The organism is Flavobacterium sp. WC2430 (assembly GCF_040822075.1).
Taxonomy (GTDB): Bacteria; Bacteroidota; Bacteroidia; order Flavobacteriales; family Flavobacteriaceae; genus Flavobacterium.
Map to the genome: position 1 here is coordinate 3,867,738 of NZ_CP162007.1, position 22,060 is coordinate 3,889,797.

The window sequence follows — 22,060 nt, forward strand, 5'->3', positions numbered from 1 at the left end:
ACAAATATATTCACTAATTTATATAGTAGCTAGAATAAAAAACAAAATTATTAAAGAAGCTTCAAAAATTTTTACTGCATACTTTTTTAAATACTATTGCTCTTTTCTTATTCATAAAAAATTTAATTAATTCCAATAATTCCCGTTTAAGTATTAATTTTACGGAAAACGATTTAAAATTTTGGAAAACGACAACATAAAACATTCTGCTCTTCACGAAAAAGCTGGAATTTCACCTCCAGAATTTATCAGCTCGACTGTTGTAAAAAAAATTCAGAAATTCAGAAAAATACAACCTTCTGCCGAGGAATTAGTTGGTGGCATTTTATTGGGCAACATAACTGATTTAAGTCGGGCCATTACTTTAGTCGAAAGCTTAAATCCCGATCATTTGATAAAAGCGAATGAAGTGATCAATGCGTGCTTACCGCATGCCAATAAATCAGTTAGAATAGGTATCACTGGTGTTCCAGGTGTGGGAAAGAGTACTTTTATAGAAGCTTTTGGAAAATACTTAACGGGAATAGGCAAGAAAGTAGCTGTTCTAGCTGTCGATCCTAGTAGTTCTATTTCTCACGGAAGTATTCTTGGGGATAAAACCCGAATGGAAGAATTAGTAAAAGATAAAAATGCCTACATACGTCCCTCCGCTTCGGGAGATACATTAGGTGGCGTAGCAAGAAAAACAAGAGAAACCATTACTTTATGTGAAGCTTGCGGTTTTGATACTATTATTATTGAAACAGTGGGTGTGGGTCAGAGTGAGACTGCCGTTCACAGCATGGTGGATTTCTTTTTACTACTAAAAATTGCAGGTGCTGGTGATGAGTTACAAGGCATTAAACGTGGTATCATGGAAATGGCCGATGCCATTGTTATCAATAAAGCGGATGGAGATAACATCAGAAAAGCAAAACTAGCAAAAACCGAATTCAATCGTGCTTTGCATCTTTTCCCTGCCAAAAAATCAGGTTGGACGCCTACAACCGCCACCTGCAGTGCGATTACTCAAGATGGAATATCAGATGTTTGGGAGACTATTTCTACCTTTCTTGAGTTGACAAAAGACAATGATTATTTCTATACAAAACGAGCTGAGCAAAACGAATATTGGCTGATGGAAACCATCAATGAGCAGCTAAAATCTAATTTTCACAATGATCCAGAAATTCAAAAATTATTGGATTCTACTAAAAAAGCGGTGCAAAATGATGAAATTTCACCCTTTGCAGCCGCTCAATTATTATTAAAAACGTATTTTAAAAAATAAAATTATTCTTTTTCGTACCGTTCCATTTCTCTATCATAAAAAGCATTTGCCTGTTCTATCAAGCCTTCCATTTCTGAGTTCAATTCAGATTCATCTAGATCTTCTGCTTCTTCCATGAACTCCACTTCATCATCTTTTAGATTAATGATAAATCTAGGGTAATCCATATGAATGATAAAAATATCATCTGGAAAATCAGTATTGTCGCCTAGTAAAAATTTTGGTAATTCCATTTTTTAATATTTATTGATTGATGTGTTTATCCTATCTATTATAATCGTTTAAACGAATGAACAAATAACCGAATAAACTTTTAAAAAATCTATTTGTCAGAAAGAATTATTGGAGCACCGCCTTTACCATTCATGAAAATAATTTTCGTATTGGGTGAAGCTGCTAATTCTTTTTGGGCTTTAATCGTTTCGTATTGCAATTGCTTATCAGTTAATCCCGTTGAAATTATTTTTTGATAATCAGCGATACCTTGTGCTTCCACCCTTTTACGCTCGGCCTCTTGTTTTTCTTTTTGCAAAACAAATTGCATCTTTTGAGCATCTTGTTCTGCATTAATTTTACTTTCAATAGTTGTTTTAACAGACGCAGGAAGATTTATATTTCGAATCAATAATTGCTCTAAAATAAGTCCTCTACTTTTAAAATCAGCTTCAATACTTTTAAAAATTCGATCTTGAAATTCATTTCTTTTAGTTGAATATAAAGCTATTGCATCATAATAAACAGCATTGTCACGAATACGAGTACGAGTAACAGGTCTAACGATTTTATCAGAATAATTTACTCCAATTTGTTTAAAAATCTTAGGAGCATCTACTGAAGATACGCGGTATAACACCGTCAAATCAATTACTACTTCCAATCCATCATTAGACAATACACGAATAGCATCATCTCCCGTTTGCGCTCCTTCTCCATGCTCTGCCGACATAGTATAATTTTGTGTTTGAATATCAAAATCAGTGATATCCAAAAGTGGATTAATTAAATGCAAACCACTTTCTAAAATATCCGGTTCTACATTACCATATAGTGATTTCACACCTACTTTTCCAGCATCAATTTGCTTGAAAGCAGAAGAGAAAAAGCCTATAATAATTATTAAAACTCCAATAATCTTAAGTAGGTTAGCAAATTTAGAAAATGGACTATGGTCATTTTTTAAAGTAAAACTCATAACCACTAAGATGATACCCAGAATAATAAATACAATCATTTTTTAAATTTTTAGTTGCCTAGATAAGACGATCAAATGAATAAGAAGTTACACAGAATAATTATACTAAATTCAATGGTTTTCCAAAACCAATTTTTTAGTCAATCTAGTAAAGCGAATATACAAAAATAAAGCAGCAGTTGATAATCCTGCGAGAAGTCCTATCCAAATTCCAGTTGCTTTTAATTCAGTATATAAGCCTAAATAAATGGATATCGGAAACCCAACCACCCAATAAGCTACAAAAGTGATGTACATAGGCACTTTTACATCCTGCAATCCTCTTAATGCGCCTAATACAACTACTTGGATTCCATCGGAAATTTGAAAAACGGCGGCAACTAATAATAATTGAGCAGCAATAGTTACGACCTCCGTATTTACGGCTAAATCTTCCATATTTTTCATATCAACAAATAAAGCTGGTAAATAAGAATGAAAAATTACAAATAAAGCGGCAAAAAATGTTTCTAATACAATTGCTAATAAAAAGATAGAAAAGGCAACGATACGAAGTTGCTTATAATCAGCAAGTCCTTTTTGATTCCCTACACGAATCGTGGCTGCTACACTTAATCCCATAGCAAACATAAAAGTAAAAGTAGCCAAACTTAATGCGATTTGGTTGGCTGCCTGATTGATTATTCCTAAACGCCCCGAAAGCCAAATGGCGCCTGTAAACAAACCTACTTCAAAAAACATTTGCATAGCTGAAGGCGCTCCCAATCGGATGATTTTCATATTCACCTCCTTTTTTATATTCTTCAAAGAAAAATTCTCGAAAAAAGGATGAAACTTTTCCTTTTTTTGCATCATATAATGCATATATCCCAACATTACAAAACGAGAGGCAATAGTTCCTATAGCAGCACCAACAATACCCAACTCCGGAAAAATCCAAATCCCATATATAAACAAATAATTTAAAACCACATTCACTACATTCCCTAAAATAGTAGCCCACATCGAATATTTAGTTTCGCTCATCCCATCAGCAAATTGCTTGTATCCTTGAAATATGATTAACGGGATTAAGGAAAAAGCGACAATGTCTAAATAAGGTTTAGCCAACTCGACTACGTTTTCAGGCTGCCCCATGAAACCAATCAATGGTTTAGAGAAGAAAATAAGTCCAAAAAGAAATACGCCTAAAAAAGAACACAAATACAATCCATGATGAAAAGCACTTCGCCCTTCTTCAATATTTTTTTTGCCGTCAGCTTGTGCAGCCAAAGGGGTAATTGCTGTAGAAAATCCAATCCCCAAAGACATGGCTATAAATACAAAACTATTTCCTAGAGAAACTGCGGCCAATTCAGTTGGACCTAGTTTACCCACCATTATATTATCTACTATCCCAACAACAGTATGTCCTAACATTCCCAAAATTATAGGATAGGCCAATCTTAAATTATAGGAAAACTCTTTTGTATAAATAGCTAAATTCAATTTTTATTTTTTTAGAGGCAAATATAATTAGAAGCATTTGATTGTTCTTGTATAAATCAATTATTAGCTAAAAAAATTTAATATTTTTTTAAGGATTCAGTTATTATGTAACAAAATCAAATAATTCTATAACATTTCAGGAGGGTCTCAGATATAAATTTGCACCAGTCATCAACACAAAATAAACATATAAGATGGCTTTAAAAATTAATAATATAAAACTCAAAATTATGAAACCTACACAAAAAATTAAAATTTTATTCGTATTTGCAGTCTCGACACTATTTGCAAGTAACGTTCAAGCCCAAGAAAAAACTGAAACTCCAAATTATGATCAAGGATTCCGTTTAGGAGTTGGTTTAAATGCTGGATATGCAACTCAAGATCCATACAAACTGGCCTTAGGAGCTGATGCTAGATTACAATATGATTTATCAAAGAGATACTCACTAACTTTAACCACTGGTTTTTCTAACCTTTTTGTAAGCGAAGCCGATGGTAGTGATTTAGGTTTTATTCCTGCAAAAGCTGGTTTTAAAGCATTCGTTTGGAACGATCAATTTTACTTAATGGGAGAAGCTGGAGCCGCTTTTGCTGTAACTAACGGTAACAATCAAACTTCATTCTTATTATCACCTAGTATTGGTTATGCTACAAAATACATTGATGTATCTGTACATTATGAGCACTATTCTGATTTTGCAAAATTAAACAACAATGGAACAGTTGGTAAAGGTGTTGGACAAGTTGGAGTACGTTTAGCTTATGGTTTCAAACTATAAGGTGATATTGAATTAGTAAAAAAAATGCGCTGAAATTCAGCGCATTTTTTTTTATTTATCATTTCTCAAAATGTCTTTATACATCTCAATATTAGCTTTTATTTTCTCATCTAATTCGGGCTCTTTGATATCTGTATGTTTCTGCATTTCTTCCCAGATAATTTTGGCAATTATATAGCGACACATTTCTTTATCATCAGCAGGCACGACATACCAAGGTGCGTTTTCAGTCGACGTATTATTAATCGCCTCCTCATAATAATGCATATAATCAGCCCAACGTTCTCTTTCTTTTAGGTCACCTATAGAGAATTTCCAATTGTGTTTTTCTTCATCCAGTCGGCGCAACAAGCGCTGTCTTTGCTCTTCCTTACTCAAATTCAAAAAGAATTTCAACACAATAATTCCATTTTGGGTAATGTGTTTTTCAAAATTCCTTATTTGCTCCATACGATTCTCCCAAAACTGTGGAGTAATATCCTCAACCTTTTCAATCCCAGGAATATTCTCATTCATAATATATTCAGGATGCACTCGAGTGACCAAAACATTTTCATAATGGGTACGATTAAAAATGGCAAACTTTCCTTTCTCTGGCAAAGCTAGATAATGACGCCATAAATAATCATGCTCCAGCTCCGTCGAATTGGGCGTTTTAAAACTATGAACTACAACTCCTCGAGAATTGAATTCTTTAAAAACTTCGCGAATCAAACTGTCTTTTCCAGCAGTATCCATCCCCTGCAAACAAATCAAAACCCCGTAACGGTTGTGTGCATACATCACATCCTGCAACGCACTCAGCTTTTCCCGCACATTGTCTAATTTATCTTCTTTTTTATCATCATTTGCCCCAATATTCAAATTGGTCGCCATCTCAGCTAATTTTATGGCATTAACTACTTTAAAATCGTTGGGATCAATAGACTTCATAGGAAAAATTTTATCTTTATAGAATCAAATATAACAAATAATTAGGACTAATCCTGATGTATTTCAGGAGCTATTTCCGGCTATCCGTTGCAATCTTTCTAGTCCTGAACTTGTTTCAGGATCCTGAAACAAGTTCAGGACTAGAAAGGATTTCCACTTCTATCCGGGCTAGGGCATCCGTTTTACAATTACAAACATGGGCAACTTTACACTCGAATTATTATTTCACATCATAGGCATTGGCTCAGCCTCAGGCCTTTTTTACAAAGAAAACAGCTTACTACTTATTGGCGACAATAGCGGATTCCTATATGAATACCATCTGGATTCCAAGGCGTTAGAACAGCATCCATTGATACAAAACCCAACAGCATATATTCCAAAAAGTGAGAAACCTGATTTTGAGTCCATAACTCATTTTCAAGATACTTTATATATTTTTGGTTCGGGTTCCACTTCAAAAAGAAACACGATGGTGGAATTTGATTTAAACAAAAAAAAGAAAATCAAAACCAACAATCTAGTTGATCTCTATGCCGTAATGCAAAGTTTTGGAGACATCAAACCCGAAGATTTTAATCTAGAAGGTGCCGTTTACGATGGTGACAATTGGTATTTATTCAATCGTGGCAATGGATCTTCCAATAAAAACACGCTCTTCACATTACACGCCAAAAAACTAACTGATGAATTCAGCTTACTTTCTAATGATTACAAATTGCCCAAAATAAAAGGAATTCGCTCTACTTTTACTGATGGCGTTTTGGTCAATGACAAACTTTATTTTTTAGCCACTGTCGAAGATACTCAATCCACTTATGACGATGGAGCCATTCTAGGCAGCTTCATAGGGCGCATTGATCTTGAAACCATGAAAATCGATTTTACCAAAAAAATAACTAGCATTAATAAATTTGAAGGCATAACTGTTTTCTCCAATTCCAAAGAGAAAATCGAATTCCTTCTCTGTGAAGACAAAGATACTGATGAGTTAAAAACAGCCATTTACAAATTGGTACTAGATTTAAAATAAGATGAGCGATAGTACAAAAACAGCCCAAAAATCAACGGTTATTGGTGGAATCGCATTTCTACTTTTTATCTTATTTACGACCACTTTTTTTCTTCCTTCCATAAGACAGTTAGGCATTGATTACAAAACTGCCTTCTTCATCTCTAGATTAATAATTTGGATTTGCTTGCTATTAACATTCCTATATGCCATGTATATAGAAAAGCAACCTTTTTTATTATGGAAAGAAAAAGAATACTCTTTTCCCTATTATTTAGCGTCCATAGCGGTAACGATGATCGTTTTAGTCTTTGTTGTATTTGTAGTTTCTATGGTATTAAAAACATTGGATTCGAATCTTGAAAGTAAAAAAATGAACGAAATCATACAGTTTTTCAAGAATAACACGCCATTAATCTGGTTTACATCCATAACTGCAGGAATTACCGAAGAATTACTCTTTCGAGGCTATCTTATCCCTAGATTGGAAATAATAGTAAAAAATACTTTCCTATCAGTCCTTATTTCTAGTATTTTATTTGGTCTTTTACATTATAGCTATGGGACTTTAATACAAGTAATAGGACCGTTTTCTATTGGCTTAGTTTTAGCCTTGCATTATCAAAAATACAGGAACATTAAAATCGTAATCATTTGCCATTCCTTATGGGATCTAGCATCATTATTAGTAAATACATCCCATTAACCCTAACTTTAAGTATTTTTTCACATTGCCCATTCATTTAAAAAAACGGAATGGTTTAACTTTGCTCACAACATCTAAAATTGAATGAAATGACTGACTTAAAAAATAAAAATGCACTGATCACTGGTGCCGGAAAAGGAATAGGAAAAGCAATTACTTTGGCCTTAGCTAAGGAAGGCGTAAACGTAATATTACTTGCGAGAACGCAAGAAGAGATTGATAATGTTGCTGCTAAAGCGCGTTCTTTAAGAGTAAAAGCACTTGCCTTAACCGCTGATGTAGCCGATATTGATTCGGTAAATTCTGCCGTTGAAAAAGCTTTGGCCGAATTTGGAACTATTGACATCTTAATTAACAATGCTGGAATTGCAGCTTTTGGTAAATTCTTAGAACTAGAACCTACAGCTTGGGAACGCATCATTCAAGTCAACTTAATGGGAACCTACTATATGACTCGTGCTGTTTTACCTAATATGATCGAAAGACAAACGGGTGACATCATCAACATTTCATCGACTGCAGGATTAGCAGGAAACGCATTAACGAGTGCGTATAGCGCTTCTAAATTTGCTGTTTTGGGACTTACTGATTCTTTAATGCAGGAAGTTCGTAAGCACAATATTCGCGTAACCGCATTAATTCCAAGCACGGTTGCTACTGATATGGCCAAAGATTTAAAACTAACGGACGGAAATCCTGAAAAAGTAATGCAAGCCGAAGATATGGCTGAATTAATTATCGCCCAGTTAAAATTAAACCGACGCGTTTTCATTAAGAATAGTAGCATTTGGTCTACGAATCCTTAAAATTAGACGAAAGTCAAATGTCTTAAAGTCGAAAGACTAATTAGTATTAAGAATACCATTAAGAGATTAAGTTTATTAAGCGCAACACTTAATAAACTTAATCTCTTAATGGTTAAAAAAACTTATATCACTTAAATATTTAATCTTAGGATTGAAGAGTAAAAAACTTAAATCACTTATATGTTTAAAAATTAAACTTCTACTTCAATAAACTCCATTCGCACTGAACCATCCTCATCAATATGAGTCAAATTGATATTGTGTAATGTATTCACCAATTCTGGATTCCAAGGTGTTTTTACTTTTACGTAATTCTCTGTAAAGCCGTGGATATATCCTTCTTTATTTTCACTTTCGAACAAAACGGTTCTATTACTTCCTAGTTGACTTTCATAAAAAGCACGACGTTTCTTTACGGATAAACCGCGTAACATTTTACTTCTTTTAGAACGCACATTAGCAGGAACAACTCCAGGCATATCAGCAGCTTCTGTATTATCGCGTTCTGAATACGTAAAAACATGCAAATAAGAAATATCCATTTCATTCAGGAAATGGTAAGTTTCTAAGAATTGTTCATCGGTTTCTCCGGGAAAACCAACAATTACATCTACACCTATACAAGCGTGTGGCATCACTTCTCTAATCTTATTCACTCGCTCTGTGTACACTTCGCGTTGGTAACGACGCTTCATCAGTTTTAAAATTTCATTACTTCCTGATTGTAATGGAATATGAAAATGAGGCACAAAAGTTCTGCTTTTAGAAACAAACTCAATCGTTTCATTTTTCAACAAATTAGGTTCAATGGATGAAATTCGTAATCTTTCGATTCCTTCCACTTCATCTAATGCTTGCACTAATTCTAAAAAAGTATGTTCGTGTTTTTTATTACCAAACTCTCCTTTACCGTAATCTCCAATATTTACACCCGTAAGAACAATTTCTTTTATATTTTGTTTTGAAATTTCGTAGGCATTTTTCAATACATTTTCCAGTTCATCAGATCGAGAAATTCCTCTAGCAAGCGGAATCGTACAATACGTACATTTATAATCACAACCATCTTGTACTTTCAAGAAAGCACGTGTTCTATCTCCTATGGAATAACTTCCTACATAGAAATCGGCTTCCGATATCTCGCATGAATGTACCTCGCCCATATCATTTTTGGACAAGTCATTAATATAATCGGTGATTTTAAATTTTTCTGTAGCTCCCAGAACGAGATCTACTCCATCAACAGCCGCTAATTCTTCGGGCTTCAATTGGGCGTAACACCCTACAGCTGCTACAAATGCTTTGTCATTCAACTTCATCGCTTTTTTAACGACTTGCTTGAATTGTTTGTCCGCATTTTCAGTTACTGAACAGGTATTAATTACATACATATCAGCCACTTCTTCAAAATCGACGCGGTCAAAACCTTCATCTTGAAAACTCCTTGCTATTGTTGATGTTTCTGAAAAGTTTAGTTTACATCCCAGCGTATAAAAGGCAACCTTTTTTCTGTTTTCCATAAATAAGCGCTATTAATGAAATCGTTGTCAAAAAATAGCGTGTGCAAATTTACGAACAAAAATCTGTAAAAAGAAATGAATAATTATTGATATATTAGCTTTCTAATTAGATATTAAAATGAGCAAAATTTTCTTAATTGCAATACTATTATTTTTATTTTCAGCACCATCAATTGCTCAAAATACGGTGGAATGGAATGAAAATTACAAACTCCTACTTTCCGATTTTCAATCTAAAGGAACTCTAATTGGGAATACTCAAATAAACAGTATCCATACCGCTTCTGGACTTGATTTTAGTATACAAATGACCAATATTGAATTTATGTTTACTAAAAACTTCAATTCTAAAGTGAATTCTACTTTTAAACGTGATGCTGCATCCATCATTTCGACAGACAGCATCACTGCAAAACATTTACTAGATTTTGCACAATATGAATTTGATTTATCAGAACTTTATGCTCGAAAATTAAGAAGAGACCTCTATATAAATAAAGGTACTTTTTCGGATATTAGCTTTCTACAACCGCTATATGATGTCATTCAAAAAGAATATATTGTGGAGCATGATATTGCATCCAATAAATCCAATTTAGGACAAAATGAAAAAATGATTAAAGAACTTGATGCTGACGTACTAAAAAAAATTCAAGAACTATCCGATTTTTGTAAAAATTGCAAACCTCCTAAAAAGAAAAAATAGGTTTTATTCCAATATAAATCGTCTTACCACCTCAGCAACGCCGTGGTTATTATTTGAAGCCACAATAACATCCGCTTTGTCTCTCAATTCAGGATCCACATTATCTACCCAAACACCTAATCCAGCATACTCAATCATGGTCAAATCATTCCCAGCATTACCTACAGCTATAATTTCCGCCTGAAGAATCCCCAATTTGTCGGCTAAAAATTTGATACTTGCGCCTTTATCTATTCCGTTTTGAGCTACTTCTAAAAAGAAAGGTTTTGACATACACACACTCAGGTGTGGCATTGCTGCTTTTAAATCTTTCTCCACTTCTTTAAGATAACTGGGTTCTTCTAATAAAATACATTTTATAGCTGAAGACTGTACTTCTGCTTTAAAACTTACTACTTTATTGTGCTCTAAACCGGTGATATTTTTTTCGATTTCAATGTATTCAGAATCGGTTTCACTCACGATTTTCCCGTCAACATAAGTAATTATATGCGTTTTGCTTTTTACACTATATTCATATAACTCATGAATTTGTTCTTGAGTTAACGTTTGCTCAAAAATAATTGTATCTTCTTTTAAATCAGAAATTACGGCTCCATTATAAGAAATCATATACGAATTATGTAAGTTCAATTCTTTTGCATAAGCCGTCATTGCGGGCGTAGGTCTTCCCGAAGCCAAAACTACATGAACACCAAGTTCTAGGGCTTTAGCTAGCATTTCCTTATTTTCAATCGAAACTTCATGATCATCATTCAACAAGGTATCATCCATGTCTAAAACCAACATTTTATATTTCATCCCCTTTATATTATTTTAATTTACAAAAAAGAAAACCTTGATGGTATTTTAAGCATCAAGGAATTAATTTTATAAAACTATTATTGTATTAAATACTCAATCTAAATTCTTCAATAATGGGATTCACCTTAGCAAATTCAGTTTCTTGAACGAATAATTCTACAGCTTGACCATAACTTCCAAAACCTGCCAATCTTGCCGATTGAATATTGTCTTTCTTTACTACATCAACTCCTATTTCTTCAATTTTTTCTTTTAAAGCTAAAGCCAAAATCTCACTTCCCGAAAACACTTTCATTAGTCCCATTATAAATTTTGTTTTATTGTTTAAACCGCAACGTTTTCAGTGCATAAAAATTGAAAACATTGAAAGTCTTTTATTTAATTATTCCCATTTTCTTCATCCCCTTCTTGCTCCTCGAAATCTTCTACTTCCTCATTCTCTTCTTCGAAATCTTCAAAATCAAATTCAAAAGGTTCTACAAGCATTTTATCAGCAAGACTTTCAATTCGATCTGTCATTTGTTCCGTAAAAATGATGCGTTGTGTTTTTATGATGCTATTTGAAATACGCATGATTTTTGTTTCATGACGCAATTTCAAAATAGGATCTGCATCATCAAGAATAAACATTTTTAAACGGTTTACATTAAATCCTGCAGTGGTAAACATTTCGCTCAACTTATTAGGTGTACCAATCAACACATCTACTCCACCAGAAATATAATTTTTGTCATATTCCATATCCCCCTTGTCATGCACTCCGTAAACACTGATATCAGTGTGTTTACCATATTTCTCAAAAAGTGCTTCCATAGCCAACACCTTGGCTTTGTCTTCCACAATAATTAAAGCGCGAGGAGATTGTTCCCCTTCCTTTACTAATTGCTGAATCACATTGATCACAATGGTAGTCGTTTTTCCACTTCCTGCTGGAGCTAAAATAAGGCAATCAGCACCACTTTTTAAAGTCGAAAAAGTTTCTTGTTGCATCGCATTGGCTTTTGTTAAGCCATTCTCAATTAAAGATTCTCTTAGACCTTCGTTTATTTTTTTTAATTTCATTACGTATGATTGAAAGATTAAAAAAATTAAAATTTTAAAGAGTTGAAATATACTGACAGTCTTTAAATCGTTTAATTTTTAAATCATTAAATTTATTTTTTATTTTGACGCAAACAACTTTACATCGTTCTCAGAAATTTCACTTCCTCCAAGAATTATTAAACGCTCTACTACATTTCGCAGTTCACGAATATTTCCAGTCCAATCGTATTCCTGCAATAGTTTTACGGCATCTTTAGAAAATTTCTTCACAACATTCCCTTGCTCAGAAGCAATTTTGTCAGCAAAATGAGAAATCAGCATTGGGATATCTTCACGTCTGTCATTCAACGATGGTACTTTTATTAATATTACTGCTAAACGGTGGTATAAATCTTCACGAAAACGACCTTCGGCAATTTCGACTTTTAAATCTTTATTAGTTGCTGCCACAACGCGAACATTGACTTTGATATCTTTATCAGCGCCTACTCTAGTAATCATACTTTCTTGTAAAGCACGCAATACTTTGGCTTGAGCCGAAAGACTCATATCACCAATTTCATCCAAGAAAATAGTTCCTTTATCGGCCGCTTCAAATTTTCCTGCGCGGTCTTTTACAGCCGAGGTAAAAGCACCTTTTACATGACCAAAAAGCTCGCTTTCTATCAGTTCAGATGGGATTGCGGCACAGTTTACTTCGATTAAAGGAAAATCAGCTCTCTCACTTTTTTCATGCAATTGATGCGCCACTAGTTCCTTACCAGTTCCATTTGGTCCTGTAATTAAAACACGAGCTTCCGTTGGAGCAACTTTGTCAATCATCACTTTAATGTGATTGATGGCCTCACTATCCCCAATCATTTCGTAGTTCTTGCTGACTTTTTTCTTTAGAATCTTATTTTCAACTACCAGTTGTTTTTTGTCTAATGCGTTTCGAACGGTATTTAATAAACGATTCAAATCAGGTGGTTTAGATATATAATCAAAAGCGCCCAAACGCATCGTATTGATTGCCGTTTCCATATCGCCATGACCAGAGATCATCACCATTGGGATTTCGGGTTTTATTTTTTTTACGGCTTCGAGTAACTCCACACCATCCATTTTTGGCATTTTGATATCACACAAAACCAAATCGTAATCGTTGTTTTTTATTTTTTCAAAACCTATCGCACCATCTTCGGCGTCTTCTACTTCATAGGTATCGTTCTCTTCGGAAAGTATTTTTGTTAGTACTCTTCGAATAGCTGCTTCGTCTTCTATAATTAGTATTTTAGGCATGTTTTTTTTATTATTTTACAGCAAAGTTCACAAAGTTTTTTTTTGCAAAGTTCACAAATTAATTATAATCTATTTCAATAACCCTGATTGCAGTGAAAATCCTTTTTTAACTCGCTTCTTTAGCGAATTAAAAAAGATTGAAACGAAAAGCAGGAAATAGTTCCAAATTATTTTAATAGTTAAGCCATTTGTACAACTCTTTCCAAGTTGGTTTTTTACCGTACATCAATATTCCAACTCTATAAATCTTAGCCGCAAACCAAACTACTCCAAAGAAAGTGGCGAATAATAGTGTTACGGATATGGCAATTTGCCACAAAGGTACGCCAAACGGGATTCGCATCAACATAACAATAGGCGATGTGAGCGGAATCATGGAGAAAACGACCGCAATAGTTCCGTGCGGATCATGTATTACACTAAAAAATCCAACATAAACACTCAACATCAACGGCATGATGATAGGCAGTAAAAACTGTTGTGAATCGGTTTGATTATCCACTGCCGCACCGATTGCTGCGTAAAATGAACTGTATAGAAAATAACCACCTATGAAATAAACCACAAAACCCAGCAAAATATTAGCAATGGGTAAGTTCCACAATTCTTTGATATACATTTGGGCTGTACCAGCAAATTCTTGTTGTGCTTGTTGCATTAATTCAGGTGGGACTTTAGCTGTTGGCCCCACATTTACCCCAAAAAACAATGAAGCGGCAAACATTAATGATAGTCCAATTACGGCCCAAATTACGAACTGCAATATTCCTGCTAATGAAGTTCCTATGATTTTACCAATCATTAATTGGAATGGTTTAACTGAGGAAATAATGATTTCTATGATACGATTTGTTTTTTCTTCGATTACAGAACGCATCACCATATTTCCATAAATTATGATGAACATCATTATTAAATAACCAAAACCGCCACCAATGGCAATTTTAATTTCATTTAATCCTTTTACACTTTCTTCCCCAGAAGCTTTGGCCAGACTAATATTTACTACCGATTGTGCCTTTTTAATAGCTAAGGTATCAAGGTGTGCGTTCTCTAAATTTATTTTGGTGATTTTATTGCTTATGACATCTTGCACATTTTCAATAAAAGAAATACTGGGACTACTGTTCGATATGAATTGGATTTTACTTTCAAAATCGGTAATATTTGTTGATTTCGGAATGATTAACAGTCCTTCATAACTTTCGTTAGTGATGCTGTCTTTCAGAAATTTCGAATCGATTACCGATAAATCGAGGTATTTATATTCGCCCTTTTTACTGTTTTGTGCTGTAAAGTCTTTTACAAACAAACCGGATTCGTCGTGAATGGCGATTCGTTTTGTATCTGCTTTCATCGAACTTAAATAACCAACAAATGCAGCTATCCCTACAAATAGTAACGGACTTAAAAAGGTCATTACAATAAAAGATTTATTACGCACTTTGGCAATAAACTCTCTTTTTATGATTAATGAAATGATGCTCATTTTAATTTAGAATTTAGGATTTACCAAAAAATTATTTTTCGCTAACGGATTGAATAAAAATATCATTTACACTTGGTATTTTTTCCACAAAATGAGTGACTTGCCCACGCTGCGTCAATACGTTCAATAGTTCATTTGGCAAGGCTTTCCCCAATTGAATTTCTAGCTTTAGTTCCTTATTTAAGGATTTGAAATTAGCAGGCCCCACAGTGAATTTTTGTGTAATATCATACATCAAACCTTCTACATTATCAGATAAAATCCCCACTTCATAGCTATTCGTTTTGAACTGTCTTTTTACATCACTCAGTTTCCCTTCTAATAATTTGTTTGACTTGTGGATTAAAGCGATATCATCACACAGTTCCTCAACACTTTCCATGCGGTGTGTCGAAAAAATGATAGTGGCACCCTCTTCTCTTAAAGCCAGGATCTCTTCTTTTATAACATTGGCATTTACTGGATCAAAACCAGAGAAAGGCTCATCAAAAATCAATAATTTTGGCTTGTGCAAAACACAAACTACAAACTGAATTTTTTGTGCCATTCCTTTAGAAAGCTCTTGGATTTTTTTGTTCCACCAACCTTGAATTCCTAGTCTATCAAACCAATAATCCAATTGTTTTTTGGCTTCGGCTTTTGAAAGTCCTTTCATTTGAGCCAAATACAAACATTGTTCTCCCACTTTCATACTGGTGTACAATCCTCTTTCTTCAGGAAGGTATCCAATATATTGAACGTGTTTGGGTTGTAGTTTTTCACCATCAAGAATGATTTCACCACGATCTGGAAATGTAATTTGATTTATGATTCGGATTAAAGATGTTTTTCCGGCACCGTTAGGACCTAATAGTCCATAAATACTGCCCTTAGGAACCGATAATGAAACTTCATTAAGCGCTACATAATCACCGTATTGCTTAACTACTTTATTAACTTCAAGTAAAATACTCATGCTGAATTTTGAATTTATTTCATCCGTTTAGCTCGTTATAGCCTAACGCGTGTAAAAGTAAATAATTAGTAGCAAAATAGGCCCAAATGTTACATAAAAAAACCCATCCTTATTTGAACAAGGATGGGAAATATATTTAATTTTTAACCTTTATAAAAATTAAGAAAACATATCTTTTACTTTCTCGAAAAATGATTTATCTGATTTTTCAGGATTTGGAACAAAGTTTTCATCATCAATGTTTTTTTCAAAAAATTGTTTTTGCTCTTTGTTTAATGTTTTTGGAGTCCAAACGTTTACATGAACTAGTAAATCACCACTTCCGTATCCATTAATACTAGGAATTCCTTTTCCTTTGAGTCTAAGGATTTTTCCTGATTGAATTCCTTCTTCCAGTTTGATTCTAACTTTACCATTGATTGCTTCGATATCTTTAGAGATTCCAAGAACCGCCTCGGCAAAACTGATGTATAAATCATAATGCAAATTCTCTCCTTCACGTTTCAAGAATTCATGTTCTAGCTCTTCGATAGCAACAATCAAATCACCTGGAACACTGTTCCCTGGGGCATCGTTTCCTTTATTAGAAACTTTCAATTGCATTCCGTCAACTACACCAGCAGGTATTTTTATAGATACTGTTTCATCTTCAAGAATCATCCCTTGAGCATCCGCTTCAGATGGTTTTTTGTCTAAAATTTGACCAGAACCACCACAAGTTGGACAGGTTGAAGCTGATTGCATTCTACCCAAAATTGTATTGGTTACACGCATTACTTGCCCTTGACCATTACAAGTAGAACAGGTTTTATACGATACGCCAGGCGCTTGAACCTTGCGTTTTACTTTTACTTTTTTCTCTACACCATTGGCAACTTCTTCCAAAGTTAATTTTACTTTGATACGAAGATTACTTCCTTTAGTTCTACGTTGACCTCCTCCACCGCCACCAAATCCGCCACCACCACCAAAGGCGCTACCGAATATATCTCCAAATTGACTGAAGATGTCATCCATATTCATTCCGCCATGATGACCACCGCCACCAAAACCGCCTGAACCATCAAAAGCTTGATGACCGTATTGGTCGTATTTCGCTTTTTTATTCTGATCGCTTAAAATTTCGTAAGCTTCAGCAGCTTCCTTAAATTTATCTTCTGCCGATTTGTCTCCAGGGTTTTTGTCAGGATGAAACTCTAAGGCTTTTTTTCTGTAAGCTTTCTTTATTGCTGCAGCATCTGCACTTTTTGAAATGCCTAATATCTCGTAAAAATCTTTTTTCATTTTTTTGTTTTTGAATGGTATAGAAGCAAAAAATTTTTTTCTCTATTATTGCCCTATTACAACTTTTGGAAAACGAATAATCTTATCTCCCAATTTATATCCTTTTTCAAGAACATCAACAATTTTACCTTTCATCTTATCAGAAGGAGCAGGAATTTGAGTAATTGCTTCGGCAAAATCAGCATCAAATGCATCTCCTGCTTTTACATCTACTTGTTCCAATCCTTTAGCTACTAAAGTATTTTTAAGTTTTTCATGAATAAGCTCAACGCCTTTCATTAATACCTCATCCTCAGATTTAGCAATTTCAACAACTGCTCTGTCAAAATCATCTAAAACAGGAAGCATCGCCAATAAAACTTCTTGGTTTGCCGTTTTAAACAATTCGATACGCTCTTTAGTCGTTCTACGTTTGTAATTTTCAAATTCAGCAAACAACCTTAAATACTTATCTTTTTCTTTAGCTAAGTCTTGCGTTAATTGCTCCTCAACACTTAATTCTTCAGCAATTACTTGCTCTTCATTAGTATTTGTATTATTATCTGTAGTTACATCCTCTATGTTTTGATCGATTTCTGTATTATCAGTAGCCATATTACTAGTATTTTTAAAAATATTCTTAAACTTCATTTTTTTCACTTTTCTTTGAATTGCAAAAGTACTGCCAAATCTTATAAAATGTCAAATTGTCATTGTTTAATTTAACTAAATTTATTTTCATAAAATATTTCGTTCATTTACTTTTCAACCATAATTAAAATTTTAATATAATTTTAAGACTATTACGTTTTAGTTTCTATAAGTTTGTTACTGGTTCTGATCTAAAAATTTAAGGTTAGTTTCTGTATAATTATTAATTCGTGATTACCTTATATTAAAAAAAGCTTTGTTTACTAAAACAAAGCTTTTTTTTATGCCATTTTTAAAATAACCTAAAATGAAAAATAAAGGATATTTAAATCAAAATTTACATTAAAGTAATTCTTAAAATCGCAATTTTAAAAAACACCTCTTTCCTGTTTCATAAAATACAGTCCTATGAAGTAAGAATGTTGTCTTAAAAACAGAAAATTACAATCTTCATTTATTCTTCATTTAAGGAATATAATTTTGACTTATAAAATAACCATGAAAAATTGAAGGAAAATTTCAGCATCAATGACGCTTCTAGAATTAAAGTCAAAAAATAGTGTTATCACTTATGAAATAGGGATTATTTGTAACGGAATATTTTACGATACTTTTTTCTTGACAAAATGGTAATTTTATAAAAATTACAGAAAAAGATTAGGTTATTTATATTTTAAAGTTGTTAGTAATAAAAGTCAGTAAAGCAGTTTGCTGGCTTTTTTTTAACTTTAAATAACAATTAAATAGTGTCATATATAAATAAATAGAGAGACCAAAAAAATTTATATTTGATTTGATTCTCAAAAAATAATTAATGAAACTAACTTTATTAAAATCATTCCTAATTGCGTCTTTTTTAATTCTGATATCTTGTCAAGATAAAAAACAACCCCCTTACAAAGCTGGCGTAGTTATTTCTTTTGATGACGCCTATGTTGATGAATGGTACGAAGCTGATAAAGTACTAAAAAAATACGATTGGAAAGCTACATTTTGTGTTTGCAGAATAGACTCCATTGGTAAACCACAAATGCAAAAACTGCATCTATTACAAGGTGAAGGACATGAAATTGCAGGTCATGGATACCACCATTATAATGCAGTGAAATTTGTAGCCAAAAACGGAATTGATAAATACATCAAACAAGAAATTGATCCAATGATGGTTTCAATGAAGAAAAATGGTTTTAACGTTTCTTCATTTGCCTATCCTTATGGGGAGCGGTCGGCTGCACTCGATACAGCATTAGCACCAAAATTTAAAATAATCAGAGGAAGAGATTTTGAAGATAAAAAACCGGAGAAAGAAGGCTGCTATTTTAGAAACTCCAAATACCTCTATGCTTTTGATATTGACAACAGTCACATCCATTTTAGCATTCCTTATTTATTGGAGTTATTAGATGATGCTAAAAAACAAAATAAAATTTTGATTTTATGTAGCCATCGACCCGTCAAAAACATAACGGGAAATTATCAAACAAAAATTGAAACTTTGGAGTTTTTATGTAAATACATGAAATTGAATAATCTGAAATTTTATACGTTATCTGACTTGGATAAATTAAAGCAAAACAACTAATATGAACTTACTTATAGTTGAAGACAATAAAGAATTGGCAATTGAACTAAAAGAATTTCTTTCTAGTTCAGGCTATATTTGCAAAATTTCAAATACTTGTGAAGACGCACTTGATGAAGCTAGTAGTAACAATTATGACATCATGATATTAGATTTAGGGTTGCCTGATGGTAGTGGTTTTGATGTTTTAAAATCGGTACGAAAAAACCAATTGAAAATGGCGGTAATTGTCGTTACCGCACGTGGAGAGTTGGAAGATAAAATCAACGGATTACAACTTGGCGCCGATGATTATTTGACCAAACCATTTGCTCTTACTGAACTGCAAGCACGACTTTTTGCCATTGTTAGGCGTTTAGGAGGTTTTGCTCAAAACGAACTCGAATTGTATGGGTTTAAGCTACAATTGCAAGATTACAAAGTAAGTTATAATGGATTACCTATAAAATTGACCAAAAAGGAATTTGATATTTTTCAATATTTAGTTTTAAATAAAAACCGAGTAATTACTCGTATGCAACTCATTGAACACGTTTGGGGTGACATTCTAGAAGTAACTTCCGACAGTAATTTTATTGATGTACATGTTAGAAATCTTCGAAAAAAACTTGATAAACATGCCTCTTTAGAATGGTTTGAAACGGTTAGAAATGTTGGTTATAGAATAAATATTTAGTAGTACAATTCATAATAACAAGATGTATACGTCAGTAAGACTAGTAAGTAAAAGCAACAATAGATGACCTAAAACAAATAACTTTTACAAATATGAAACTAAAACATAGACTTTCATTATTCAATATTGTAACAAAATTATTTTTGATAATTATTTTATGGATAACGTTACCCTACATCGTAAAAAAAGTAATTTACAATAATGCTGATGATGAATTATTAGAAAAGAAAGAAAAGTTTGTTCATAATCTAGATTCTAAAGAAATTAAAGACTTTTTATTAGCCAATGATTCAACTGAAGTGTATAGTAATTTCACCATTTTACATAAAGAATTTACTCAATTAGAAGTATCGCCTAATCAAAAAACAATCAGTAAAGATGTTTTTTATAATGACCAAATAAAAATTGAAAATCAAGAGGCTGAGTATCGAGTTTTACAGCATCATTTTAGCTATAATGCGACCAATTATCAACTTGAAATAGGAACTAATATAAAAGCAATAGATGATCTAATCGTTTTGCTTCACTATATAATCATAATTACTTTTTTGATAGTTACCTTTTTTACATTTATCATCGATCTTTTTTATGTGTCCTATTTATTGAAACCATTTAATAAAATAGTAACAACAAAAATTGCTTTAATCAATGAACCCGAAAAATTCAATCATACTCTAATACACAGTAAAACATCTGAATTTAAAGACTTAGATGATGCCTTAAATAATATGATGAATAGAATTACAGATGCTTTTGATAAAGAAAAACTATTCATAGGTAATGTGTCACATGAGCTCCTTACACCTATTGCTATTTTAAAAAATCGATTTGAAAACTTAATTCAAAACCAGTCCTTAGATGATATTGCTATTGATAAAATTTCTGATTCCTTAAACACATTGGATGCAATGAAAAAAGTAATCAGTAATTTACTTTTAATTTCAAGAATTGACAATAAACAATTTCAAACCAATGAAGAAATTAATATTAATGAGATTATTACGGAACTGATTGAAAATCTAAAAGATAGAATTCAAGAAAGAGAACTTAGTGTAGCTAAAAATATCAGAGAAAATTTTGATTTTAAAGGCAACAAAACACTTATTCAAGTTATGATTACTAATTTAATCACTAACGCAATAAAATACAATAACCCTTCTGGAAATATTACTGTTACAGATTCATGGAATAATAAGAACTATACCTTAATTATTTCAGATACTGGAATAGGAATGAATAAGGAACAACTTACCCAAATTTTTGATCGTTTTACACGAATTAATTTTGAACAAGATGGTCATGGAATCGGGCTTGCTATTGTTGATAGTATTGCCAAATTACATCAAATTGAAATTCAAGTCGAATCAGAAATTAATAAAGGCACATCTTTCAAAATTACATTCCCAATTTCCTAAATATTAATAAAAAGTTAAAAATTATTCCATCGCGAAATCTTCATTTTCTCTTCATTTAACGGTTATACATTTGACGTATAAATAATAACATTTATAAAAAAACAATAACAATTTAAATTTTAGAAATTATGAAAAAAGTAATCCTGTTAGCAATGTTAGTTTTAGGAACTACAGCTATGGTAAATGCACAAACTGCTACTAAATCAACTGCTCCTGCAAAAGAAGTAAAAATTGGAAAACACAAAAAACACAACAAAAAAGAAGTTGCAAAAATGGAAGCAACTAAAACAGAAGCAACAAAAAAATAATAATTGCTAATCAAAAATTTTTAGTAATTATATGAGATTGAGTATTGAAAAAAAAGCTATTCAAAATAAAAATTTGAATAGCTTTTTTTTATAACTCTTCTATAAAGAATGAAATTTTACATAAATAAAGTAGTAAATCTGAGCTTACTACTTTTTAAAAAATGTATTTCTATTTTT

The 22,060-nt window shown here is 32.6% G+C and carries 23 protein-coding genes; 10 read left to right on the forward strand and 13 right to left on the reverse strand.

The window, feature by feature from the left end; all coding sequences use genetic code 11:
• The first annotated feature begins 181 nt into the window (after positions 1 to 181).
• On the forward strand, positions 182 to 1,270 hold the full coding sequence (gene meaB, locus AB3G36_RS16810) for a methylmalonyl Co-A mutase-associated GTPase MeaB (RefSeq protein ID WP_367754718.1): 1,089 nt from the start codon (positions 182 to 184) through the stop codon (positions 1,268 to 1,270).
• A gap of 2 nt (positions 1,271 to 1,272) precedes the next feature.
• Here meaB and AB3G36_RS16815 read toward each other — a convergent pair whose 3' ends face one another.
• From AB3G36_RS16815 to AB3G36_RS16825, 3 genes are all read right to left on the reverse strand, one after another.
• On the reverse strand, positions 1,273 to 1,503 hold the full coding sequence (locus AB3G36_RS16815) for a hypothetical protein (RefSeq protein WP_367754720.1): 231 nt from the start codon (positions 1,501 to 1,503) through the stop codon (positions 1,273 to 1,275).
• Positions 1,504 to 1,592: 89 nt separating this feature from the next.
• Positions 1,593 to 2,501 (reverse strand): prohibitin family protein, encoded by a 909-nt coding sequence (locus tag AB3G36_RS16820; RefSeq protein ID WP_367754722.1) that lies wholly within the window; start codon positions 2,499 to 2,501, stop codon positions 1,593 to 1,595.
• 72 nt (positions 2,502 to 2,573) lie between these two features.
• Positions 2,574 to 3,950, reverse strand: a complete 1,377-nt coding sequence (locus AB3G36_RS16825; protein ID WP_367754724.1) for an MATE family efflux transporter — start codon at positions 3,948 to 3,950, stop codon at positions 2,574 to 2,576.
• Positions 3,951 to 4,180: 230 nt separating this feature from the next.
• On the opposite strand from AB3G36_RS16825, the gene AB3G36_RS16830 reads away from it, so the two are divergent.
• Positions 4,181 to 4,732, forward strand: coding sequence for a hypothetical protein (locus AB3G36_RS16830; RefSeq protein WP_367754726.1), 552 nt, complete (start codon positions 4,181 to 4,183; stop codon positions 4,730 to 4,732).
• A gap of 51 nt (positions 4,733 to 4,783) precedes the next feature.
• On the opposite strand, the gene AB3G36_RS16835 is transcribed toward AB3G36_RS16830, so the two are convergent.
• Positions 4,784 to 5,665 (reverse strand): PPK2 family polyphosphate kinase, encoded by an 882-nt coding sequence (locus tag AB3G36_RS16835; protein WP_367754728.1) that lies wholly within the window; start codon positions 5,663 to 5,665, stop codon positions 4,784 to 4,786.
• A 196-nt stretch (positions 5,666 to 5,861) separates the two neighbouring features.
• Here AB3G36_RS16835 and AB3G36_RS16840 point away from each other — a divergent pair, with 196 nt between their 5' ends.
• From AB3G36_RS16840 to AB3G36_RS16850, 3 genes are all read left to right on the forward strand, one after another.
• Positions 5,862 to 6,698 (forward strand): hypothetical protein, encoded by an 837-nt coding sequence (locus AB3G36_RS16840; RefSeq protein WP_367754730.1) that lies wholly within the window; start codon positions 5,862 to 5,864, stop codon positions 6,696 to 6,698.
• Position 6,699: 1 nt separating this feature from the next.
• A complete protein-coding gene (locus tag AB3G36_RS16845; protein ID WP_367754731.1) occupies positions 6,700 to 7,383 on the forward strand; it encodes a lysostaphin resistance A-like protein in 684 nt (227 codons plus the stop codon).
• An 89-nt stretch (positions 7,384 to 7,472) separates the two neighbouring features.
• Positions 7,473 to 8,189, forward strand: coding sequence for a 3-ketoacyl-ACP reductase (locus tag AB3G36_RS16850; protein WP_367754733.1), 717 nt, complete (start codon positions 7,473 to 7,475; stop codon positions 8,187 to 8,189).
• Between the two features lie 191 nt (positions 8,190 to 8,380).
• Here the strand turns inward: AB3G36_RS16850 and mtaB are convergent, their stop codons facing one another.
• Entirely contained in the window at positions 8,381 to 9,709 is a 1,329-nt protein-coding gene (gene mtaB, locus AB3G36_RS16855; RefSeq protein ID WP_367754735.1) for a tRNA (N(6)-L-threonylcarbamoyladenosine(37)-C(2))-methylthiotransferase MtaB, read from the reverse strand.
• 118 nt (positions 9,710 to 9,827) lie between these two features.
• Here mtaB and AB3G36_RS16860 point away from each other — a divergent pair, with 118 nt between their 5' ends.
• Positions 9,828 to 10,415, forward strand: coding sequence for a hypothetical protein (locus tag AB3G36_RS16860; RefSeq protein WP_367754737.1), 588 nt, complete (start codon positions 9,828 to 9,830; stop codon positions 10,413 to 10,415).
• Between the two features lie 3 nt (positions 10,416 to 10,418).
• Here AB3G36_RS16860 and AB3G36_RS16865 read toward each other — a convergent pair whose 3' ends face one another.
• From AB3G36_RS16865 to AB3G36_RS16900, 8 genes are all read right to left on the reverse strand, one after another.
• Positions 10,419 to 11,216, reverse strand: coding sequence for a Cof-type HAD-IIB family hydrolase (locus AB3G36_RS16865; RefSeq protein WP_367754739.1), 798 nt, complete (start codon positions 11,214 to 11,216; stop codon positions 10,419 to 10,421).
• Positions 11,217 to 11,304: 88 nt separating this feature from the next.
• Complete coding sequence (locus AB3G36_RS16870) at positions 11,305 to 11,523, reverse strand: DUF2007 domain-containing protein (protein WP_367754741.1); 219 nt, start codon at positions 11,521 to 11,523, stop codon at positions 11,305 to 11,307.
• Between the two features lie 74 nt (positions 11,524 to 11,597).
• A complete protein-coding gene (locus tag AB3G36_RS16875; RefSeq protein ID WP_367754743.1) occupies positions 11,598 to 12,281 on the reverse strand; it encodes a DEAD/DEAH box helicase in 684 nt (227 codons plus the stop codon).
• A gap of 99 nt (positions 12,282 to 12,380) precedes the next feature.
• A complete protein-coding gene (locus tag AB3G36_RS16880; RefSeq protein WP_367754745.1) occupies positions 12,381 to 13,544 on the reverse strand; it encodes a sigma-54-dependent transcriptional regulator in 1,164 nt (387 codons plus the stop codon).
• 172 nt (positions 13,545 to 13,716) lie between these two features.
• Entirely contained in the window at positions 13,717 to 15,033 is a 1,317-nt protein-coding gene (locus tag AB3G36_RS16885; RefSeq protein ID WP_367754747.1) for an ABC transporter permease, read from the reverse strand.
• Positions 15,034 to 15,064: 31 nt separating this feature from the next.
• Positions 15,065 to 15,988 carry an ABC transporter ATP-binding protein gene (locus AB3G36_RS16890; protein ID WP_367754749.1) on the reverse strand — a complete coding sequence of 308 codons (924 nt, stop codon included), beginning with the start codon at positions 15,986 to 15,988 and terminating at the stop codon, positions 15,065 to 15,067.
• A gap of 159 nt (positions 15,989 to 16,147) precedes the next feature.
• Positions 16,148 to 17,272, reverse strand: coding sequence for a molecular chaperone DnaJ (gene dnaJ, locus AB3G36_RS16895; protein WP_367754751.1), 1,125 nt, complete (start codon positions 17,270 to 17,272; stop codon positions 16,148 to 16,150).
• A gap of 45 nt (positions 17,273 to 17,317) precedes the next feature.
• Positions 17,318 to 17,902, reverse strand: coding sequence for a nucleotide exchange factor GrpE (locus tag AB3G36_RS16900; protein WP_367754753.1), 585 nt, complete (start codon positions 17,900 to 17,902; stop codon positions 17,318 to 17,320).
• Between the two features lie 814 nt (positions 17,903 to 18,716).
• Between AB3G36_RS16900 and AB3G36_RS16905 the strand changes: the two genes are divergently transcribed.
• The 4 genes from AB3G36_RS16905 to AB3G36_RS16920 all read left to right on the forward strand — a co-directional run bounded on the left by AB3G36_RS16905 (position 18,717) and on the right by AB3G36_RS16920 (position 21,883).
• Positions 18,717 to 19,484 (forward strand): polysaccharide deacetylase family protein, encoded by a 768-nt coding sequence (locus tag AB3G36_RS16905; RefSeq protein WP_367754755.1) that lies wholly within the window; start codon positions 18,717 to 18,719, stop codon positions 19,482 to 19,484.
• 1 nt (position 19,485) lies between these two features.
• Entirely contained in the window at positions 19,486 to 20,160 is a 675-nt protein-coding gene (locus tag AB3G36_RS16910) for a response regulator transcription factor (protein ID WP_367754757.1), read from the forward strand.
• A 92-nt stretch (positions 20,161 to 20,252) separates the two neighbouring features.
• The gene (locus AB3G36_RS16915; protein ID WP_367754759.1) at positions 20,253 to 21,575 is read left to right on the forward strand and encodes a sensor histidine kinase; all 1,323 of its coding nucleotides are present in this window, start codon (positions 20,253 to 20,255) and stop codon (positions 21,573 to 21,575) included.
• A gap of 128 nt (positions 21,576 to 21,703) precedes the next feature.
• Positions 21,704 to 21,883, forward strand: coding sequence for a hypothetical protein (locus tag AB3G36_RS16920; RefSeq protein ID WP_367754760.1), 180 nt, complete (start codon positions 21,704 to 21,706; stop codon positions 21,881 to 21,883).
• Positions 21,884 to 22,060 lie beyond the last annotated feature (177 nt).

Coding starts and splice junctions, on each gene's coding strand:
- AB3G36_RS16865 (WP_367754739.1), bottom strand. CDS start 11,216: ATGAAATATAAAATGTTGGTTTTAGACATGGATGATACCTTGTTGAAT.
- AB3G36_RS16845 (WP_367754731.1), top strand. CDS start 6,700: ATGAGCGATAGTACAAAAACAGCCCAAAAATCAACGGTTATTGGTGGA.
- AB3G36_RS16835 (WP_367754728.1), bottom strand. CDS start 5,665: ATGAAGTCTATTGATCCCAACGATTTTAAAGTAGTTAATGCCATAAAA.
- AB3G36_RS16820 (WP_367754722.1), bottom strand. CDS start 2,501: ATGATTGTATTTATTATTCTGGGTATCATCTTAGTGGTTATGAGTTTT.
- AB3G36_RS16890 (WP_367754749.1), bottom strand. CDS start 15,988: ATGAGTATTTTACTTGAAGTTAATAAAGTAGTTAAGCAATACGGTGAT.
- AB3G36_RS16860 (WP_367754737.1), top strand. CDS start 9,828: ATGAGCAAAATTTTCTTAATTGCAATACTATTATTTTTATTTTCAGCA.
- AB3G36_RS16920 (WP_367754760.1), top strand. CDS start 21,704: ATGAAAAAAGTAATCCTGTTAGCAATGTTAGTTTTAGGAACTACAGCT.
- AB3G36_RS16915 (WP_367754759.1), top strand. CDS start 20,253: ATGAAACTAAAACATAGACTTTCATTATTCAATATTGTAACAAAATTA.
- AB3G36_RS16870 (WP_367754741.1), bottom strand. CDS start 11,523: ATGGGACTAATGAAAGTGTTTTCGGGAAGTGAGATTTTGGCTTTAGCT.
- AB3G36_RS16885 (WP_367754747.1), bottom strand. CDS start 15,033: ATGAGCATCATTTCATTAATCATAAAAAGAGAGTTTATTGCCAAAGTG.
- AB3G36_RS16875 (WP_367754743.1), bottom strand. CDS start 12,281: ATGAAATTAAAAAAAATAAACGAAGGTCTAAGAGAATCTTTAATTGAG.
- dnaJ (WP_367754751.1), bottom strand. CDS start 17,272: ATGAAAAAAGATTTTTACGAGATATTAGGCATTTCAAAAAGTGCAGAT.
- AB3G36_RS16830 (WP_367754726.1), top strand. CDS start 4,181: ATGAAACCTACACAAAAAATTAAAATTTTATTCGTATTTGCAGTCTCG.
- AB3G36_RS16910 (WP_367754757.1), top strand. CDS start 19,486: ATGAACTTACTTATAGTTGAAGACAATAAAGAATTGGCAATTGAACTA.
- mtaB (WP_367754735.1), bottom strand. CDS start 9,709: ATGGAAAACAGAAAAAAGGTTGCCTTTTATACGCTGGGATGTAAACTA.
- AB3G36_RS16815 (WP_367754720.1), bottom strand. CDS start 1,503: ATGGAATTACCAAAATTTTTACTAGGCGACAATACTGATTTTCCAGAT.
- AB3G36_RS16880 (WP_367754745.1), bottom strand. CDS start 13,544: ATGCCTAAAATACTAATTATAGAAGACGAAGCAGCTATTCGAAGAGTA.
- AB3G36_RS16850 (WP_367754733.1), top strand. CDS start 7,473: ATGACTGACTTAAAAAATAAAAATGCACTGATCACTGGTGCCGGAAAA.
- AB3G36_RS16905 (WP_367754755.1), top strand. CDS start 18,717: ATGAAACTAACTTTATTAAAATCATTCCTAATTGCGTCTTTTTTAATT.
- AB3G36_RS16840 (WP_367754730.1), top strand. CDS start 5,862: ATGGGCAACTTTACACTCGAATTATTATTTCACATCATAGGCATTGGC.
- AB3G36_RS16900 (WP_367754753.1), bottom strand. CDS start 17,902: ATGAAGTTTAAGAATATTTTTAAAAATACTAGTAATATGGCTACTGAT.